This is a genomic window from Filimonas effusa (assembly GCF_004118675.1).
Classification (GTDB): Bacteria; Bacteroidota; Bacteroidia; order Chitinophagales; family Chitinophagaceae; genus Filimonas; species Filimonas effusa.
Genome location: NZ_SDHZ01000002.1, coordinates 1236537 through 1256466 on the forward strand (window position 1 = coordinate 1236537; position 19930 = coordinate 1256466).

Below are 19930 nucleotides of genomic sequence, written 5' to 3' on the forward strand. Positions count from 1 at the left end.
TGGAAGATTTGGATATAAAGCGCTGAAATGGTTTGAATTAGTGCGGAACTATTTTCACCCAATAACGCGGTTGTTGGACATGGCCGGTGTTTATATTCCAGATATAGGACACAGCATCGGTGTCTTTTAATGCCCACACTTCCCATTCGCTGGCATTTAGTTTACGGGCATGATATGAAGCGGGAAAGAAGATATTATACTGAACACGCCTGATGATCTCTTTTTCGCCTGCCTGGAAATAAAGGGCGGCGGCATTGCCTATAGAAAAATCCAATTGTTCATGATCGAAATAATAACTGGCCCAAAAACTGGTATCCTCATCTCTCAGGATATTATCTGCCGGCGTTGTTTGTTCTTTATAAGCGGAGAGATCGGGTGCATTGTGATCCAATTGTTCGAGAGACTGTTTACGCACCACCCTATAGCGGCTATGCTGCCGGTTATTAAAATCGTGCACCAGCTTATGGCTTAACTGCCGCTGGTAGTTATAAGGCAAACTATCGTAAGTTGTGGCAGAGGGGTAGCTTTCCCATAACAGCATTCTCAGGTCGGCCAATAAGCGATTGGTTTCGTTTACCGGTTTCACCATTGACCCGGGCCATTGCATAGCTGCATACTTTGGGTCGCCAGGTTGGGTATGCCTGATATTGGAAAGCATGCCTCTGCGCAGATTAAAATCGAAACTTACGGCCCAGAGATGATCGGCCGTCCAACATTGCCATACGGTATCCGATAATTTCTTCGTGTAAATATGTGTGCCATATAATTCGCGTATGCCATACAATTTCTGAGCATCGGCAATACCGAGGTTATGAGAAGACATCAGGGAAGGGCTTGCTATATTATAAGCTGTTTGGGCTATAGCGGAGGGATCGAAGCTGCGCAAAAAGGCAAGCGACAACAGCGTGAGGTTGGTATTTTCTTGTTCGGCAAGGGGCCATTCCGGCTTTTGCCATGAAAGCTGTAACAAAGCCTGCGGCGGTGCGGCATATTGTTCGAACAAGCGGGTTCTTGCGGCTATATAATGTTTCCCATTCTCTTCGATAAAACCGGTATAGGCTTTAAAGAAAGGGTGTTGCTGGTAAGCGGCGATCCTGCCTGCGGTAGCGGAATCGGGAAGGTCGTTTATCGCCTTCTCCAGTTCGATCCAGGGTTTACGCCAGGCAACCATAAATGTGTCGACTTTCTTATTGATCACCTTTTCCTTATCCAGCTGTTTATTTTGATGGCCTTGTGCACATGAGATAAACGGGAGCAGCAGCAATACGATTAGTTTTTGCATATGGTATAGACTTCGGATGGTAATTATAATAGAGGCAGGGCGTAGAAACACCGCCGCCGTTTTTCGTTGACCTATGGTTTCAAAAAGTGTGCCCTACAAGGAGAATTTCCCCTCTACAAACTTGCCTATCAAAGGGATAGGACGTTCTGCATTGTTAGAAGCTGTGATGATGCCCAGCAGCATGAAAACCAGGGGCACCAGCGATACGATATAAAGAACGGTGGCCAGCGCCGGCACAATACCTGCCAGGATACCGATAGCCACACTTAGTAAAATCGAGAAGATCATAACACCGAGCGCCTGGCCCAGGTGATAACGGACAAAAGGACTTTTATCGTCCGAATTACGGTAAGATACATAGGAGATAACCCATCCGATAAGTGTGATGTAGGCTACTATAGCCATGGTACGATTTGTCATAGTTTTATTTTTTGGTTCAATGCAAACCTACACACCCGGCGAAGCGATTCCCAGAAAACGGCAGCTACAACGGGTCTACAAGCCATGCCACCAGCATCTACAGAATGTCTACAGCTTATACCTAAAGTACTGGCCGATAACACATTATAGTTTTTCAACCTTTTTGGCCTGATTCTTTCTTTCTACCTTTCAATGCAACGATCTATCCTAACCATACCGTTCCTAACCTGTTTATTGACCCTATTATTTGCAGCCACCACCTCCGGCCAGCAGCGTTATATCGATTCCCTAAAGGAACGTTTACAACAATCCGGGGTAACGGATTATGAAAAAACCGTACTCCGCTGCAAGTTATCCAGGGCTTATTTTGAAACAGACCTGCCCTACGCTTTGACACTGGCCGGCGATTCCGGGCAGGCATCGGGCCCCGACGCCAAAGCATGGATATATGCTACCCGCATTCAACTGCTGGTGCAGCAGAAAAATAAACCAGCCGCCTATGCCGCATTAGACAGTGCCATGTTATACGAAAGCAAAGCCACCGACCCCATCGCGAAAGGCATGGTATGGTATCGCAACGGCTGGCTGGACCTGGTAGATAATGAAGAAGATATGGCGGTATCCAAATTCCTGAAGGCATTGGATTATTTCAGGATGGCGAAAGCTGATGGTTATGCAGCGCTCACCTATCATTATCTCGCCAGTATTTACAGCTACGGCTCAGATGAAAAACGCCAGGCCGATTATGCGGAAAAATGTTATACAGCAGCCTTAAACAATGGCGAACCCGATGTATTGAATACCGCTTATTATACCATGGGCCAGCATTTTTATGATCAGTACAAACTACATAACCAGCAGCGCCTCCTGCTTGATTCAGCACTTTATTATTATAATAAGTCGATACAGATAAGCGATCGTGAAAGTGGCCGCGTGCTGGTACGAAGCAACACCGCCGCCGTTGCATTAAACATAGCGAATATTTATTTCCAGCACTTTCCTCCCACGTATAAAGACAGTGTTTACGGTTATCTAGATAAAGCAGAAGCCATCGCGACGTCAACGGGACTGACAGAGATACTGATCAACTGTTATGGTATGCGCAGTGAGTATGTACTGCAAAGCGGGCATCCTGAAGAAGCCGAACAAATATTGCTGGCAGCCATACACCAGACAGAGATTTCGCCCGTAAAGATGCCCCGCTCGCAGTCACGTATTTACCGTATGCTGGCAAGGGTAGCAGAGCAACGCAACGATACCAAAGGCGCACTAGCCTACCTGAAAAGTTATGTCACCAGTAACGAGGAAGCCGTTAACCAGGAACGTATTGCCAATACGCAACGTATAGACGCGCGTTACCGCTCTGCGCAACAGGAGCAGAAAATACAGCTACTGGAACAGGAGGCTGCCTTTACCCAGCGACGCAACATTCTTTATATAGGCCTGGGTGTAGCAATAGTAGCGGCGCTGGCATTCCTGCTTATTTCTTATAACTACCGGTTAAAAGCCTCCATGCGCAAACAGGCATTGGTTGATAAGGAGAAAGAAGAAGTTGTGCTGAAAGTAAAACTGAAAGAAGCAGAAACCAATCAACTGCTGGCAGAGCAAACCCTGATGCGCGAACGCCAGGAGCGGCTTGAAAAAGAACTGCTGGCAGAGCAGCTTCAGAAACAGGAGAAGAGCCAGTTGATAGAAATGCTGTCCGACAAAAATACTTCCGGCAATGACCAGCTCAAAAAGCTCATCAAACAACAGCAACGGCTTGATGAAGAATACGAAGGCCACAAAACTGATTTTGTAGAAGTACATTCCACCTTTTTCGAGCGGCTGCGGCAACGTTCAGGCGATTCGCTCACCAGGCTGGATATGAAATATTGCTCTTACATACTGATGGGTTTGTCTACCAAAGAAATATCCACCCGGCTGGGTATCGAGCCCAAGAGCATCAGGATGGCCCGTTACCGTATTAAGCAAAAGCTGGGATTGGGGAAAGACGATAATCTCGATAACCTGATCATGTCGCTGGGTTAACAGGCGGGAGGTTAGTTATTGTCTCCTGTCATTGGCTTTAAAAGATATGCCTCTATCCAACCTGGAATAGGATCTCCAGTATGCACAATAATTTGCTCACCGTCAACGACCTCCACTATCAACTGGAAGCGGGTTCCAGAGTTATCAAAAACAAAGCAACGATGACAATAGGGAATCATTTCGATGAGTAATTCAAGCGAGCGAAAATAACGTTCTTTAATTTTATCAGAAGGAACATTATGTCCCCCCTTAAGAACACGATCAGCTACGCGCTCTATATTAATCGAAGGGTCTGCTGTAGATACGAAATAGAGATAATTTTTAAAGCCAGCAGATGCCGACTTTTTGAGTGTTTCCAATTTAGAAGGGTGTGACATAACTGTTTCAAAGGAGAATGTCTCTCTTTTGGTAATCATTAAATCTCTTAAGTAGGCAGCAATTAAAGCTGCTTCATACGAATTTGTATTCCGACCAGTAACAATCACATTGTCGCTGAAAGAGAGATCTATTATATACCCTTCCTTTTTTGCCTTAGCTAATAACGTTGAACGTTGGAGATAGGATTCAAAATGTTCTTTTGTGGATATGAGACTGAAGTCAGACAGATTAACAAACTTATGCAACCTACAGGTTTTCTCAATTTCGTCGGCATTAACATAGGGACCGGTTCTTACTTTCGTCTGTATTTCACTGATGACGGTGCTTTTTCCGGAGCCGTTAGGGCCTGCAAAGATCCGCATTCTATGGACGGGTAACCTTTCTGACATGGATTACAGTCCCTTTTTTAAATCTACGAAGCTGTACTTCGGGCAGTTCCTGAACAATGCTTTTTTGGCCGCTTGCCTCTTCTTTAACGACTTTATTATTTTCGAGATAAGTAATAGGAATACCCAAAGCCTTGCTTGCATTGATAGCGTTAATTGCCGCAGAACGTCCTACATTAATAAGGAAGTCAGTATTCCAGTCATCTTCAGATTTTACATCCCATATACGACGCCTGGCACAAAAACCAGCCTTTTTGCCCGGCCGTCGGCTTTCCCTCTTTAACGCCCTCATCTTTTTATAGCTATCTCTCCTATTCATAGCGAAACAGGTTTTCTCTTATCAAATTTACAAAAAATATACTAGCCCGGGAAACTTGCAGAAATCCTCCAGATCAAGACACACATGAATTTTCCCAGGCATAGATTCGCTTTGTGAATCTATGCCTGGGAAAAGAGCTGTTGGTTATTTACCCACCGTATTCTGCAAATGCGTCGGGTACCGATCTCCCTGTACAGCTATATTGGCTGCCGCGTCGCTGATCTCTTTCAGATCCTGTTCGGAAAGTTCTATTTCGGCAGCCGCCATATTCTCCTGCAGGCGGTGCAGTTTTGTAGTTCCGGGAATAGGAACGATCGATTCATCCTGTGCCAGCAGCCACGCGAGCGCTATCTGTGCAGGAGTGGCATTCTTATCCCAGGCAATAGACTTCAGTAATTCAACAAATGCATTATTAGCCTTCCTGTTTTCTTCGGAAAAGCGTGGCACTATATTCCTGAAATCCGTTGCGTCGAACTTTGTATTTTCATTAATAGCTCCTGTCAGGAAGCCTCTGCCCAGAGGGCTGAAAGGAACGAAGCCAATACCCAAATCTTTGAGGGTTGGCAAAATCTCCAGTTCGGGTTCACGCCACCATAATGAATACTCACTTTGCAAGGCTGTTACCGGGTGAACGGCATGGGCTCTGCGGATCGTTTGTACGCCGGCCTCAGAAAGTCCCCAGTATTTTACTTTCCCTTCTTTGATTAAATCACGTATGGTACCGGCTACCTCTTCAATCGGCACATTGGGGTCTACACGATGTTGATAAAACAAATCGATGTAGTCTGTTTTCAGTCTTTTTAAAGCGGCTTCAGCAACTGCCCTGATGGTTTCAGGACGGCTATCCATACCCAGTCCAGGTTTACCTTCTTTGAATCCGAACTTGGTAGCGATCACTACTTTGTCCCGGAATAGGGCCAGTGCTTCACCCAAAAGTTCTTCGTTCGCAAAAGGGCCGTAGGCTTCGGCAGTATCGAAAAAAGTAATCCCTCCTTCAAATGCAGCCTGCAATAACTTAATGGCTTCCTGTTTGTCTGTAGCGGGGCCGTAGCCAAAACTTAATCCCATACAGCCGAGCCCCATTGCAGAAACTTCAAGGCCATAACTTCCCAGTATTCTCTTTTTCATTTTAGTCTTTTAATTTAGTGTTTTATTTTAAAGCCGCTGAGCATTTTCACGATCTCCGGATCACGGTGATCGAAGAAAGCGCTTCTATTCTCATCCAAGGTTTCAATAGCAGTCATATCTGCCGTACTTAATTCAAAATCAAAAACGCTGAAGTTTTCCTTCATACGTTCCTTGCGGACCGATTTAGGAATTGCCACCACTCCTCTTTGTATCAGCCAGCGCAGCGTTACCTGTGCGATGGACTTATTGTACTTTACACCTATAGCAGCCAGTACTTCGTTCTGGAACAGGTTATTGCGACCTTCAGCAAAAGGCCCCCAGGACTCTATCTGCACTTTATTCTTTTCCAGGAACTGTTGTGCTGCCGTCTGCTGGCAGAAAGGATGTGTTTCTACCTGGTTCACGGCAGGAATCACCTCATTGAAAGTGATGAGATCCATTACCCTGTCGGGCTGAAAGTTGCTGACACCTATCGCCTTTACCTTGCCCTCTTTATATAGTTCTTCCATTGCGCGCCAGGAGCCATACACATCGCCGAAGGGCTGATGGATAAGATATAAATCCAGGTAATCGAGTTGCAGGTGGGCCAGCGATCTATCGAATGCCCTTTTTGTGCTTTCATATCCCTGGTCCTGGATCCATAGCTTGGTAGTGATAAAAAGCTCCTCACGCGGCACACCGCTTTTCCTGATAGCATTGCCCACTGCCTTTTCATTGCCATACGCAGCCGCAGTATCGATAGAACGATAGCCGGTTTCTATTGCATCCAGCACACATTTTTCGCATTCGCCCGCATCAGGGATCTGGTATACCCCAAAACCCAGGATGGGCATTTCCACACCATTGTTAAGGATTACGTTTTCCATATTTCTTATTTCATTGAAGATCTGAAGACTTACTACTAATTTGTTTGTCTTCGCCAGAAGCATACAAATGTAGCCAGGGAGCGGCGCCGGAATATTATACGGATTACTGGCATTCTTACCATTTTTACTGATGGCAGCCTCCTTTTCGATGGCACAGTATTGAAATATATAAATTTGTATAAGAAATAAGTGCAGTTATGGATATCATAAATTTCAACACGATCAGCGATTACAATAACTACAACAATAACGAGGTATTACACCCGCTGGTAAGTGTTGTAGACCTGTCAAAAGCTGCGCCGCGCAAGCAATACAAAATGTATTTCAATATGTATTGTATTATACTGAAACAGGTGAAATGCGGCGATATCAGGTATGGCAATAATTATTATGATTACCAGGATGGCACATTGGTATTCTTTGCACCCGGACAGGTAGCGGAAGTTACCAGTAATGAATATTACCAGCCCAGCGGAATGGGATTGATCTTCCACCCCGACCTGCTGCATCATACGCCGCTGGGAAAACATATGAACGATTACAATTTTTTCTCCTACAGCACCAACGAGGCGCTGCATCTTTCGGAGAAAGAGCGTAAGCTTATTTTAGATTGTTTTGCAAAGATCGATTACGAACTGCAGCAGTCGATAGACAAGCACAGTAAAACGCTTATCACTTCCAACATCGAGCTATTGCTGAATTATTGTACCCGTTTTTACGACCGGCAATTCATTACCCGGGAAAATGCCAATAAAGGTATTCTTGAAAAGTTTGAAGATTTACTCGCCGGTTATTTTTCTTCCAACAAACCTCAAACGATAGGATTGCCTTCGGTGGCTTATTGCGCCGAAGCGCTTCATTTATCCGCCAATTATTTCGGTGATCTTATTAAAAAAGAAACGGGAAAGTCGGCGCAGGAGTATATACAAACCAAACTGATCAATGTAGCGAAGGAGCGGATCTTCGATATCGACAAATCGATCAGCGAAGTGGCTTATGAGCTTGGGTTCAAATACCCGCAGCATTTTACAAGATTGTTCAAGCAAAAGGTGGGCATCTCGCCCAATGAATACCGGACGCAGAATTAGGAAGGTGCTAATAATGAAGCTGGGTTTACCATACCCATAAAATTATCCATAAATATCCCAATATGCTATTGGGCAGGGTACGGGGCTGAAGACGCATGGGGATGGAAGAAAACAAGATACCCACAGCTCCAGCTGAGATGCCGCAGGTATCTTATTTGTAAGGATAAAGGCTTTATATCTTATTTAGCCAGGAAAGTATACGTTTTACCAGGCTGGGTTGCTATGTCATATTCGAAGGAGTGTCTCAAGCCTGTTCCCGCAAAAGAAGCCTGGGCTGATATAACGGGATCTGTTACTGGCTGACGTTTAAAGAGAATGTTTTTGTTTTCTCCTTTTGCTACTGCCAACTGCTGTTGTTCTAATGGGTTATAAGAACGCAGGCGCAGGTTTCCGCCTATGGAAGATTTGATGGTAACAGAAGCAAGTGCACCGTTTTTCCATTCCATGTTCACAATTTCAAAACCGCCACGTGCTTTCAATCCTTTTACAAAACCTGCGGGCCAGGCATCGGGTAAGGCAGGCAGCAATGCTACCGCACCGTCATGACTTTGTACCAACATTTCTGCGATACCGGCAGTACAGCCAAAGTTGCCATCGATCTGGAAAGGAGGATGTGCATCGAACATATTGGTGTAGGTGCCACCGTCCTGGTCTTTGATGGTAGCTGTAGCTGGCTTATACTTCAATTGGTTTTGTATTAGCTTATAGGCATGGTTGCCATCGAGGAAACGCGCCCACAGGCATACTTTCCAGCCCATAGACCAGCCACGGCTGGCATCGCCACGGCCAATGAGCGAGTTGCGCGCAGCTTCGAAAAGCTTTGGCTGGGTATAGGGTGATATTTCACGCCCGGGGAACATGGCCCAGAGATGCGAAACATGACGATGTGAAGATTCTTTCCTATCCCAGTCTTCCAGCCACTCCTGTAGCTGTGTATAACGGCCTATGTGCATAGGCGCCAGTTTTCCGCGCAGTTGTTTCAGTTCTGTCGTGAACTGGTCGTCGACCCTCAGGATCGCCGCCGCATCGATCGTATTGGCCAGCAGGTCGAATACCATCTGGTTATCCATGGCAATACCGGAGAACACAGAGCAACGCTCTTTCACCACGGTACCATCGGGGTTCGTTACTTCATAGGTTTGAAGTCCCGGTGTATTTTCAGGCGACATAGAAGGTGATACCACCATATATCCTGTTTTAGGATCTTTCACCAGGAAATCCATGTAGAACTCCGCAGCACTTTTCATGATGGGATATACTTCTTTCAGGTAAGCGATATCACCGGAGAAGAGATATTTCTCCCACAAGTGCAAGCAAAACCAGGCATTACAAGTAGGCCAGATACCTGCAATTTTGTCTACGGCCCCTGTGGAACGCCAGAGGTCGGTATTATGATGCAGGGTCCAGCCACGGCTGCTATACATGCCGGCAGCAGACTGCTTACCGGTTTCACTTACTTCTTTTATGAGTTTAATGAAAGGCTCATGGCATTCGCTGAGGTTGGTTACTTCTGCGGGCCAGTAGTTCATTTCCACATTGATGTTGGTGGTGTATTTACTATCCCATGCAGGATACTGACCTGCGTTGGGATTCCAGATGCCCTGCAGGTTGGCAGGCTGTGTACCGGGCTGCGAAGCGGCGATGAGCAGGTACCTGCCAAACTGGAAATAAGCAGCCGCCAGCGAAGGGTCGCTGGTAGTGGAGAACTCCATGATACGCTGATCGGTAGGCTTTGCCGTTTGCCCGGATTTACCCAGGAATAGTTGTACCCTGTTGAACTGTTGTTTATAGGCAGCAATATGCGCTGCCTTTGCAGCCTCATATGTTTCCGTGTACCTGGACAGGTAGTTTTCCGCCCGCTGTTCCGCGTTGCCGGAGATATCTTTATAGTTATTGAAGTTGGTAGCAACAGCAATGAAAAGAGTTGCTGCATCGGCACCGGAGACTTTAATACCATTGCCTTCCGCAGTTTGTGTGCCACCTTCGGCGACAATTTTAATGCGGGCATTATAATGCAGCAGGTTGGGAATATTCTCTTCCTTTTCCCGCGTGCATTTCCCGTTTACGACTATCAGGTTGTTCAAGCCGGCAGGTACGTTACTTACAGCAGTCACCATATTCGCTTTCAGCGGGCCTGCAAAAGAGGTATTGAAATCGATCTTGCCGGCCTTGTCGGCAGTGAGGCGAATGATGATCACCTGGTCGGTAAATGAAGTAAAAGTTTCGCGTGTGTATTGTACGCCATTGGCCTTATACCTTGTAGTAGCAATGGCTGTAGACAGATCGAGATCGCGGTAATAATTTTCGTACTGGCGGTGTTCAGGAAATTTCAATACCAGGTTACCTACCGACTGGTACACCTGTCCGTGTGAAGTGATGTTGCGATCGCCGATAATATTTTCGAGAGAAAGCTTCTGCGCATCGGCATAGTTGCCATCATTGATGCACTGCTGAATTTTCTTCAATGCTGTTTTGGCATTGGGATTCGTATTCTGGTAAGGGCTGCCTGACCAGAAAGTATCTTCGTTGATTTGAATGGTATCTGAATCAGGGATACCATATACCATAGCGCCGAGGCGGCCGTTACCCAACGGCAACGCGTCTGTCCAGGCCTGCGCGGGTTTATTGTACCAGAGCTTCAGATCGTCCTGCGCTGCTACCGTTCCGGCCTGTAGTAAGGCCAACGCAGCGATAAAGGTTTTGATATTGGGCATGAGCAATGATTTGTGAAAATGACAAAATTCCAGCTTATCAAATAGGTGAAAGAGCAGTCTGTCAGAGGCTGCCTTTGAAGTCTGCTTTGAAAGTGCTTACCCGTTCCCCCTTCCGCGAAGAGAAGCGGCAGCTTTCGAATACAGCATCTTTTACATGGTACAATTGTACTCCCAATATCGCCTCTACGGTAACGTTTGAAAAGTAGAGCGACTTCACCGGCGACTCCGGTAGTCCCCAGATCTTCAACGCTTCTCCTGCGCCGGTAACCTTTATGTTCTTTAAAGAGATATTACGGTATTCAGGAGTTCTTTCTCCCGCCTGTGTAACCGTATCGTCCTGCGGAGCAGCGGGTTCTTTGGGATAGTATTCCGATATGAAGATGGGCCATTTCACGTCTTTGATGGAGATATCGCTGTAACTGATATTTTCTACCAGTCCTCCCCTGCCACGGGCCGTTTTAATGCGAATGGCAGAAGTGGTTCCCTCGAATACACAGCGGCTTACGGCCAGGTTGCTCAATCCGCCTGAAGTATAACTGCCGATGGACAATCCGTGACCATGTCCAAAGTAACAATCCCTTATAACGATATTACGGCATTCCTGTCCGTCTGCTGCGGCCTGCTTATTCCCGAAGTTGATGGCGATATTATCATCGCCTGTACTGATATTACATTTTTCGATGAGACAGTTACGCGCCGAGATATTGATGCCGTCGGTATTCTTAGATTTCTCAGGGGCAGAGATGGTAATGCCATGAATGTACACTTCGCTTGTATTTTTCAATGACAGGTGCGTATTGGGTGGGTTCAGGAAAGTAATGCCTTCCACCTCAATCTTACTGCTGTTGGAAATAAATACCATTTGCGGCCGGCGCGCCGTGATTTCCTTATTTATGAATCGCTGCCACCAGATGCTGCCTTGTCCGTCGAGCGTACCCTTACCACTGATCTTAATGTCGGTAGCATTATTTACGTTGATGAAATTCAGGTAGCGATTGTCTGCAACCGGAAAACCTTCTATCTCGCTGGTGAGCGTAAGCACGGCGCCCTCTTCCAGGATGAGGTTCGTTTTACTATACATGGTGAGCGGTCCGCAACGGAATACGCCTTTAGGCACCACTACTATCCCCCCGGAAGTGCGGGCTTTATCGAGCGCATTCTGAATGAAGACCGTATTCAGCGTTTTGCCATCACCGATGGCGCCTTCGTCTTTTATATTATAAGAATGCTGTTGCGGTATTTCCGGCAACAGCTGATGTTGTGCATCAGCCGTGCCGGCGTACAACCATAAAACGCCAAACAACAAACATATCATGAATCTTCTTACTGTCATATCCCGAATATTAGTAGTTCCTGTTTAAAAGCCATTGTTGCGGAAAGTGATTTTAATACGTCCAGTTCACATCGCCGATGGCGGAGCCTCCTGAGCCTGCCGTCCTCAGTTCCGAGTTAGCGGGCAATGTAAAGTTGGTGGTATTGGCATCCCAATTCAGGCTTATATTCCTGTTGCCTGCCTTGGTGATATTGGTACCATTGGGCAGGTTGAGGGCAGTAGTGCCTGTACTGTAAAAATTAAACGAGTTATTATAAGAATACACAACCGATGAAGTAGCGGACGCCCTGAATGCATCGCCATAAGCCGATCCTGTGCGTGGTGTATTGGCAAAGATGTTATTGGTAATTGTAAACGCAACTGTATTGGCATTGCCATCGAAAAGCACCCTACTATTGTTAAAGCCAAAGCTGTTGAACGTGTTATGATCGATCGTCACCTTTGGTGTAGTGGCGGCTGTTACAGCGGTGCCGCATGACACGATACTTTGCCCTGCCTTATAGAAAGTATTGTTCATAATGAGCAGTTGGGAAAAGTTCAGCTTATCCATCGTAAACTCGGTATAGGGCGATCCCATGGTATTATTATACACGCGGCTATTCCTCAACTGAATGACGTTAATACTATGCGACCCGGCCTGGGCGCCCCTGTTGGCGCGTAACAGGCAGTTGGTATAGTCATGAATACGGCAGTTTTCGATAATGACATTCTTGAATGCCGCATTATCGCCGTCGGCATTGAGGCCAGTAAGGTTAATGACATAGGTGGCAGTATTGTTTTTACCATCCAGTTCCAGCGCATATAAGGTCAGGCCGGCCTCATTCCCCTTAAGTGTAAACTCTTTGAAGTTCACTTTTGTAAGTGCAGGATCACCCGCGGTTCCGCGCAGTGTGATCGATTTATTCCTGATGATATAGGCACCCACTGTACCAATGCCATACTCACCCGGCGCAAGGCCAATAACAGCACCATTGGAGCAGGTGTCGATAACAGTGGCAAGGTTATCGGCAGGCGTAATGGCAAAGCTGTAGTTCACCGCAGCAAGCGTAGTGAAGCTGGTGTAACCCCTGGATTTCGTGCCGGCATATAATTCCATCGTATAATGCGTAAGCGGCGTTAAACCGGTGATGGTTTTCATGGAATCGGCCAGCTCCGCAGCTGATACGGGGTAAGTATTTTGTCCACCAGGACTAACAAGCAGGATACTGGTGATATCAGTTGCTTTTTTCCAGCGCAGCGTCACCTTCGTATCAAAGAGTTCCGGGTCGCGGATGGGCAGCATCAACTGCTCACCTATGATCGCGAATTTCTGGCTTTGTAACCAGCGGGAATCGACTCTTCCGCTGTTGCCATTGGCTTTGATACGGGCAAAATAACCCACACGCACCGCCAGGCTGGTATCACGTAAGGTGATGGCAGCAGAGTCGGTATGAAAAGTAAAGTCCGTAGTAGCAAAAAGTGAATCCTTTGAAACCTCTACCGTATACGAAGTGGAAGCGGTATCGGTATTAATGGATTGTTTCCAACGCAGCAGTACGCTGGAAGTAGACGGATAGACGGCAACGGTTCCCGTAGGCGTAAACATACGCAGCTCGCCCAGTTCTTCCTTTTTACAGGCGGACATTCCGCCAAGCAGCACGAGCAGGATATATAAGTACTGTTTCATAATAGTCCTATTTAGAGATAGTGCTGTTTAGAAGCAGCCGCAATCGTTTTTGAGCTTGTTATTTTCATTGATGATATCAGAAGGCAGCGGGAACAATTCGCGTTTATTGGGCTCGAAGTAACGCGCGAAGCCACTGTTGTCGCCCGATATAAACTCCAGGTTGATGGAGTTGCGCCAGGCTTTGGCAGTATAACCCGCTGGCGTAGTGCCGCCGCCAAGTCCCTGTTCAAAAAACACTTTCGAAGGCACCCCGCCATATAGCGAAAGCGTATTTTCTTCGGCTACCACATTGTTCTCCGGATTATAGCTGTTTGCTTTTACATAAATAATTGCGGGCACATTTACATAACGTCCTTCACCCAGCATCATCTGGCTGAGTTTGGCCCGGGTTTCGAGTATTTTGGAGTAAAGCAGGTTCCAGCGGATAAGATCATATTTGCGGATGCCTTCGCCGCCAAATTCCAGGTAACGTTCTTTTACAAGCGCTGTAAAGAAATCGTTTTTATTGGTAGGCGTAGCGCCCATCCTGTCGAGGTTACCTGCATAGGCTCTTTTCCTTACCTTTTCGTAAGCGGCGATTGCTTCGGCGGTAGGTCCGTTGTTCAATTCATTCTCCGCTTCGGCAAACATGAGTAGCACATCGGAAAAGCGCAGGAGCGGCCATTCAATATTCAACGTTTGCGCGGCGCCACCGATATTGGTCCATGACCTTCTGAATTTACCGTCGGTCATATTGGCGGCAGTATTAAGGATCTTGTTACTGGAAGCATCTATTTCGTAAGAGCCGATAGTGATATCTCTTCTTACATCTGCAATAGAGTCGAACTCATAGAAATAAGTAGGGATGGCAATATTGCCACCGCCGCCATTGCTGTAGCGGGAGCCTGCGGCATGCCGTACGCCGTTATAGTAGCCAAGGCTGCTGCTGTTATTACCATAGGCGCCCACACAAAGAATGATCTCGTGGTTTACATCGAGCGCAATGTTGGAATGCAAAGCCCTGAAGACATTTTCATAAGAAGTGGTCAGGTCATGTTCCGAAGCACGCTGAATGATATCGTAACATTCATCACGTGCGATCTTATAGTAATCGAGGTAATCGGCAGGGCGTGCCATTTGCTGTCCATAGATGCTATGTGCAAAGCGCAGGGAATAACCACCCCTGGTAAGCGCTATCCTGGCCCGGATACCTTTTACTGCTGCTTTTGTAATGCGGGTAGCATTGGCAGCATCCGTAGACTCCGTTCTCCAGGGAACATATTCTTCGGCGATTTTAAGATCGCCCAGTACACGGTCGTAAATAGAATCCCTATCGGTTTTGGGCAGGGAGAAGTCGGCCAGGTCTGCTGCCGGAACATCATGAAAAGGCAGATCACCCCAGTTGCGCACCAGTTCATAATAGAACTGCGCGCGCAGGGTATATGCTTCACCGAGCATACGGCGCATATCCTTTTTCTGTTGTTCGCTACCATTCAGGTAAGCGGGAGAAAGCGGGATATATTTAATACAGAGGTTGGCTCTTTCAATGCCCATATAAAAGCGGCGGAAAGAAGCGGGCAGCTCGTTGTTTACGGGCGCCACGCCATACATACCAATGCCCCTTCTGTCGAGCGCGCTATAGTTACCGCCGGCTTTAAAGTCATCGGCCGACTGCGGGAATATATTCGCCAGGCGCTGGCCATAACCATCGGAGCCGGCCATAAGGGCGTACACCCCTGTTAAAGCCGAGCTGGTGGATGATACAGTTTCAAACTCCCTGTCTAAAGTGACAGTAGAAGGATTATCTATGGTTATGAATTTCTTGCAGGAGGCTGCCAGGGCCAGCGTGGCGATAGCCGCTGCTGTTATTATGTTATTACGGAAGAACATGGCAATACATTTCATCGATCAAAAAATAAGAAGCATTTATTTAAAGGTGATGTTTACACCGGCCGTTACCAGGCGGCTGCGCGGATATGCGGCGTAATCTACCCCCGGTGTCAGCGGCGTGCCTCTGCGGGTATTAGCTTCGGGATCAAACCCGGAATAACCGGTAAAAGTATACAGGTTATTCACCGTTGCATATACCCTGAACCTGCTGAAGACCTTCATACTTTCTACCACCGTCTTAGGAAGATTGTAGCCTATGGTAAGGTTACTGATCCTTAAGAAGGAACCGTTTTCTATGGCATAACTATGCAGTGTAAACTGTCCTCCCGGCGGTGTCCAGAACGTTGTATTTTTATTCAATTCAGCCAGCGTTTCAGGATCGCTCACCCTGTTACCATTGTCATCGATCACACGCCACCTGTTCAGTACTTCGGTAGACATGTTATTGTCTTTATACAGGTATTGTGTCGTGTTCTCAATTTTATTGGCGTTGTACACCTTGTTACCTAGTGAGAAATACACAAACAAGCTCATATCAAAGTTCTTCCAGGTGAACTGCTGATTTACGCCGCCGGTGATCTTAGGTTGAGAATTACCCAGTACAGTTTTATCTTCATCATCGATCTGCATACTGTTTTTAGAAGACAGCTTTTTGAATTTAAGATCACCGGGTTTAGGATCTACGTTACCCAATGCCACCCTGTTATTGGCTACATTGGCATTGAGCGTGTATTTTTTGGCGGCGGCATCATAAGTAAAGTCACTTAATTCATAACGACCATCCGTTACAAAGCCATAGAATTGCCCGATAGGCTGTCCTACTTCTACCAGGTAGTCGGCGATAGAACCTGTTACCCATCCGGAGTAACCATAAATGAACTGGCGTTTCGTTCCATCTACATTACTACCCAGGTCCAGTACGGTGTTCCTGTTATGCGATACGTTGAAGTTCACGTCCCAATTGAAATTTCTTTTGGCAAGCACTGTTGTTTTCAACTGCAGCTCAATACCACGGTTCCTGGTACTGCCTATGTTCTGGATCTGTTGCGTATAACCGGTGGTAGAAGGAATCACCGCATTCAGCAACAGGTTTTTGGTAGTATTGGAATACAGGTCGAGTGAGCCGGTGAGTTTATTGTTGAACAAGCTGAAATCCAAACCCAGGTTCCTGGAAACCGTTGTTTCCCAGCGTAAGTTTTTATTTTCAAGCGACAAGGGGCCCATACCGGGCGTCAGCGCTTCGGCATAAGGGTAGTTGGCATTGGAAGAGTTACCGTAAACGGTGCGCCAGAGATCCTGGCCTATGCGGTTGTTACCTGCAGCACCATAGCTGAAACGCAGCTTCAGGTCGTTCACCTTCATACTTTCCAGAAAGCTTTCCAGGAATTTTTCCCTGGACATACGCCATGCAATTGCTGCGGCAGGCATGGTAGCCCACTGGCGGTTATCGTCCGGTGAAAAGTTGGAAGAGCCATCTCTCCGGGCACTGAAAGTAAGGATGTACTTATTCCTATAGGTATAGTTCACCCTGCCGAAGAAGGAGAACAGCCTGTTCTGACTCCATCTTGTCGTAGGCGCATCCTGCACGTTACCCAAGGGAGGAGAAGCGCGCTGAATATTTGCAAAAGCCTCATCCGGCGTAATATCTGCCGGCATCCATTTAATGTTGGCTGAAAAGTTCTTGTTGTTAGACATATAGATCTCCTGTCCCGCCAATACAGTCAGCGCATGATTTTCACCTATCTTTTTATCCCAGGTCAACGTATTGGAATTGGTAAGCGAGAAACCTTCGCCGGTAGACATATTCAATACAGGCAGGTTACCATTCTGACGCGCCGTACCGGTTACCATTCCATTGAACATATTGGTTCTGGATGTGGTAGGCGTAACACCTATGGTACTGCGGAACTGTAATCCCTTTGTAATAACAAAGTCGGCATAACCATTCAACAGCAGGTTGCGATCGATGGCTTTCCTGATTTCATTGTTTGCCAATAATACCGGGGAGGTAAGGTTGGTTTGTTGCAGGTAGTCGGGGTCAAAGATATCGACACCTACGCTGCCGCCGAGGTAAGGCTGGTATCTTACGGCATTGCGTAGCCTGTTGTTACCCTGCGTGCCTGTACTGGAAGTACCGGCGCCATCGATCTGCTGATCGCTATAGCGCACGTTGAAACCCACCCTTACCTTATCGGACAACCTGTGATCAAACTTGAAAGACGCCAATGTTCTCCTGAAGCCGGAGCCTATCATCACGCCTTCTTCTTTCGAGTTGCTGAGTGTAAGGCTATAAGTTGTGGCTTTGGTACCACCCGAAATATTCAGCGATTGCGTGAAGAGTTTTGCATCACGGCCAAACACGGCATCCTGCCAATCCTGGAAGGGCATGTTCTTATAGTTGTCGATATCTTTAAAATCGCCATAACGATTATAGAAGCTGGCGCGTGTAGTAGAATCGGTATTATACAACTGGTACTGGTATTGCACATAGTCGTATGGCTTCAGCACATCCAGTTTATTCACGATAGAGCGAATGCCATAGAACATATCGAGGGAAACCTGCGTAGGCCTGTTGGCGCCGCCTTTGGTAGTGATAACGATAACACCGTTGGCGCCCCTGGCACCATAGATAGCAGTAGAGGCGGCATCTTTCAACACATCGATGCTGGCAATTTCCTGCGGCGCGAGGAAGGTAAGTGCATTTTCCATTTGTATACCATCCACGATATAGATGGGCGCATTGTCCTGCGTGATGGAGCTACCACCGCGCACCTGCACTGTAACGGCAGCCCCTGGTGAGCCTTCGGTAGCCGAAGCCACCACACCTGCGAGGCGGCCGGCGAGCGCTTCTGCAGAAGAGTTGAGCGGAAGATCTTTCAAATCTTTTGCGCCCAGGGAAGATACTGCAGACACCACATCTCTTCGTTTAACAGTCTGGTAACCGATCACCACGATATCGTCGAGATTGGAAGCAGCCGTAGCCATTTTCACCATCACGGATGTAGTGGCATTGGCTCTTACATTGTAGCCGTCCAGCACCTGTTCGGCATAACCAACGCTTGAAAAAACAAAGCGATAGTCGCCCGAAGCAGGTAAGCGATTGAAGATAAAGACGCCTGTACTGTCGGTTTGTGCGCCTGCTTTAAAATTCGTTTTTGTGTCTACTGCCGTAACGGACACACCTGGCAGGGCTAAACCTGCGTCACTGCGTACCAATCCTTTTACAGTACCAAAGCTGTTCTGGGCATTTACATCAACGTTCAATAATGTGCAAAGGAGTAGCAGTGAGAATAGTAATTGACTTCTCATACTTTTAAGCAATCCGGTTTAAGAAAAAAGAAAATCGGGTTAATTATCAGCGGCCGGTTATTTCGAACCTGTTACCGGCCTTTTTCTTTACATGTAAATCGTTCAACAAGGCTATAGCGTTTAAAATATATTCAATAGAATCGGTAGGCTCGAAGCGCCCGATAAAAAACATGTTCTGAACCAGGTCTCTGCGATAGCTGATATCTACACCATACAACACTTCAAGCGTGGAGAACACATCATCGAGCTGCTGGCTTGTAAATTCAAACCAACCTGAAGGCGTTAAAGGTTGTTCACTCGCTTTATGCGTTTCTCTTTTTACAAACACCTGCTCTTTTGCTTTCAGGAAATACTGCACATAGGGCATCGTATTTCCCTTATCCAACACGAGTTCCTGGCCGGGAGAGAGTGTTTCGGAAAAAATATTTCTTTTGTCTGCCACGGCCCTGTTATCGGGCGTTACCAGCACTTTTCCTTCGTACAAGCGCACCTTTACTTCGTTCGAAGCGCTGCCTGCTTTCACGGAGAATAAAGTTCCCAGGGCTTTTACTGCCAGTCCATGTGTATACACTACAAACGGCCTGGTTTTATCTTTGGCGACATCAAAAGAAGCTTCTCCATTCAGCAGGATTTCTCTTTCCTGTTTCCATTTTAGTTTGCTATAGCGGATACTTGCATTCGCTGCCAGCATTACTACAGTGCTGTCTTCGGTAATGAAGCGCAGGGTAGTATCGGAGTGGTTTTCCATAATACTATAGCTACTATCGTCGGCATCCGTTTTTGCGGTTGCCAGGCTGCTATCTGCTTTGATCTTATAAGTACCCAGCAGGTAACTGAACAAGGCAACGATAGAAATGCAGGCAGCCGCGGCGTAGAGGAATATCCTGGTACGTCCCTGTTTGTGCTTTTGCTTTTCGAGACTGGCCCACATCTGGTTCCATTCATCATCAGGCAAATCCTTTCCAGGTTCATTCTTCCATTCTTCTTCATTATAATATTCATCCATCGCTTCGGGATGCTGTTCCAGCCAACGCGCCACTTCTTTCGCTTCATTTTCGCTGCATTGCCCTTCGAAAAACCTTCTTATTAGTTCCTTACTGACATGCATGGGCCATTTATTATAGAATAAATACGCCTTTTA

14 protein-coding genes are annotated in these 19930 nt (G+C 46.7%); 2 read left to right on the forward strand and 12 right to left on the reverse strand.

The genetic code is table 11. From position 1 onward, the window contains the following. Positions 1–37 precede the first annotated feature (37 nt). Together ESB13_RS16230 and ESB13_RS16235 are read right to left on the reverse strand one after the other, a co-directional pair. Positions 38–1282 carry a hypothetical protein gene (locus ESB13_RS16230; RefSeq protein ID WP_129004679.1) on the reverse strand — a complete coding sequence of 415 codons (1245 nt, stop codon included), beginning with the start codon at positions 1280–1282 and terminating at the stop codon, positions 38–40. 93 nt (positions 1283–1375) lie between these two features. After that, the gene (locus ESB13_RS16235) at positions 1376–1702 is read right to left on the reverse strand and encodes a DUF4870 domain-containing protein (protein ID WP_129004680.1); all 327 of its coding nucleotides are present in this window, start codon (positions 1700–1702) and stop codon (positions 1376–1378) included. Between the two features lie 234 nt (positions 1703–1936). On the opposite strand from ESB13_RS16235, the gene ESB13_RS16240 reads away from it, so the two are divergent. Next, positions 1937–3733 (forward strand): LuxR C-terminal-related transcriptional regulator, encoded by a 1797-nt coding sequence (locus tag ESB13_RS16240; protein WP_220399688.1) that lies wholly within the window; start codon positions 1937–1939, stop codon positions 3731–3733. An 11-nt stretch (positions 3734–3744) separates the two neighbouring features. Here the strand turns inward: ESB13_RS16240 and ESB13_RS16245 are convergent, their stop codons facing one another. From ESB13_RS16245 to ESB13_RS16260, 4 genes are all read right to left on the reverse strand, one after another. Beyond that, positions 3745–4500, reverse strand: a complete 756-nt coding sequence (locus ESB13_RS16245; protein WP_129004682.1) for a toxin — start codon at positions 4498–4500, stop codon at positions 3745–3747. Beyond that, positions 4475–4816, reverse strand: coding sequence for a hypothetical protein (locus tag ESB13_RS16250; protein WP_129004683.1), 342 nt, complete (start codon positions 4814–4816; stop codon positions 4475–4477). Before ESB13_RS16250 ends, ESB13_RS16245 begins: the two co-directional genes overlap by 26 nt. A gap of 144 nt (positions 4817–4960) precedes the next feature. Further along, the gene (locus tag ESB13_RS16255) at positions 4961–5944 is read right to left on the reverse strand and encodes an aldo/keto reductase (RefSeq protein ID WP_129004684.1); all 984 of its coding nucleotides are present in this window, start codon (positions 5942–5944) and stop codon (positions 4961–4963) included. Positions 5945–5958: 14 nt separating this feature from the next. Then, complete coding sequence (locus tag ESB13_RS16260; protein WP_129004685.1) at positions 5959–6810, reverse strand: aldo/keto reductase; 852 nt, start codon at positions 6808–6810, stop codon at positions 5959–5961. Positions 6811–7007: 197 nt separating this feature from the next. Between ESB13_RS16260 and ESB13_RS16265 the strand changes: the two genes are divergently transcribed. Beyond that, on the forward strand, positions 7008–7898 hold the full coding sequence (locus tag ESB13_RS16265; protein ID WP_129004686.1) for a helix-turn-helix domain-containing protein: 891 nt from the start codon (positions 7008–7010) through the stop codon (positions 7896–7898). A 179-nt stretch (positions 7899–8077) separates the two neighbouring features. On the opposite strand, the gene ESB13_RS16270 is transcribed toward ESB13_RS16265, so the two are convergent. The 6 genes from ESB13_RS16270 to ESB13_RS16295 form a co-directional block, all read right to left on the reverse strand. Continuing rightward, positions 8078–10612, reverse strand: coding sequence for a glycoside hydrolase family 95 protein (locus tag ESB13_RS16270; RefSeq protein WP_129004687.1), 2535 nt, complete (start codon positions 10610–10612; stop codon positions 8078–8080). A gap of 61 nt (positions 10613–10673) precedes the next feature. Further along, positions 10674–11945, reverse strand: a complete 1272-nt coding sequence (locus ESB13_RS16275; RefSeq protein ID WP_129004688.1) for a glycoside hydrolase family 28 protein — start codon at positions 11943–11945, stop codon at positions 10674–10676. A gap of 52 nt (positions 11946–11997) precedes the next feature. Further along, positions 11998–13611, reverse strand: a complete 1614-nt coding sequence (locus tag ESB13_RS16280; protein WP_129004689.1) for a DUF4957 domain-containing protein — start codon at positions 13609–13611, stop codon at positions 11998–12000. 27 nt (positions 13612–13638) lie between these two features. Next, complete coding sequence (locus tag ESB13_RS16285) at positions 13639–15495, reverse strand: RagB/SusD family nutrient uptake outer membrane protein (protein ID WP_246022584.1); 1857 nt, start codon at positions 15493–15495, stop codon at positions 13639–13641. Positions 15496–15516: 21 nt separating this feature from the next. Next, the gene (locus ESB13_RS16290; RefSeq protein ID WP_129004690.1) at positions 15517–18789 is read right to left on the reverse strand and encodes a SusC/RagA family TonB-linked outer membrane protein; all 3273 of its coding nucleotides are present in this window, start codon (positions 18787–18789) and stop codon (positions 15517–15519) included. A gap of 46 nt (positions 18790–18835) precedes the next feature. Further along, positions 18836–19897, reverse strand: a complete 1062-nt coding sequence (locus ESB13_RS16295) for a FecR family protein (protein WP_129004691.1) — start codon at positions 19895–19897, stop codon at positions 18836–18838. Positions 19898–19930: the final 33 nt, after the last annotated feature.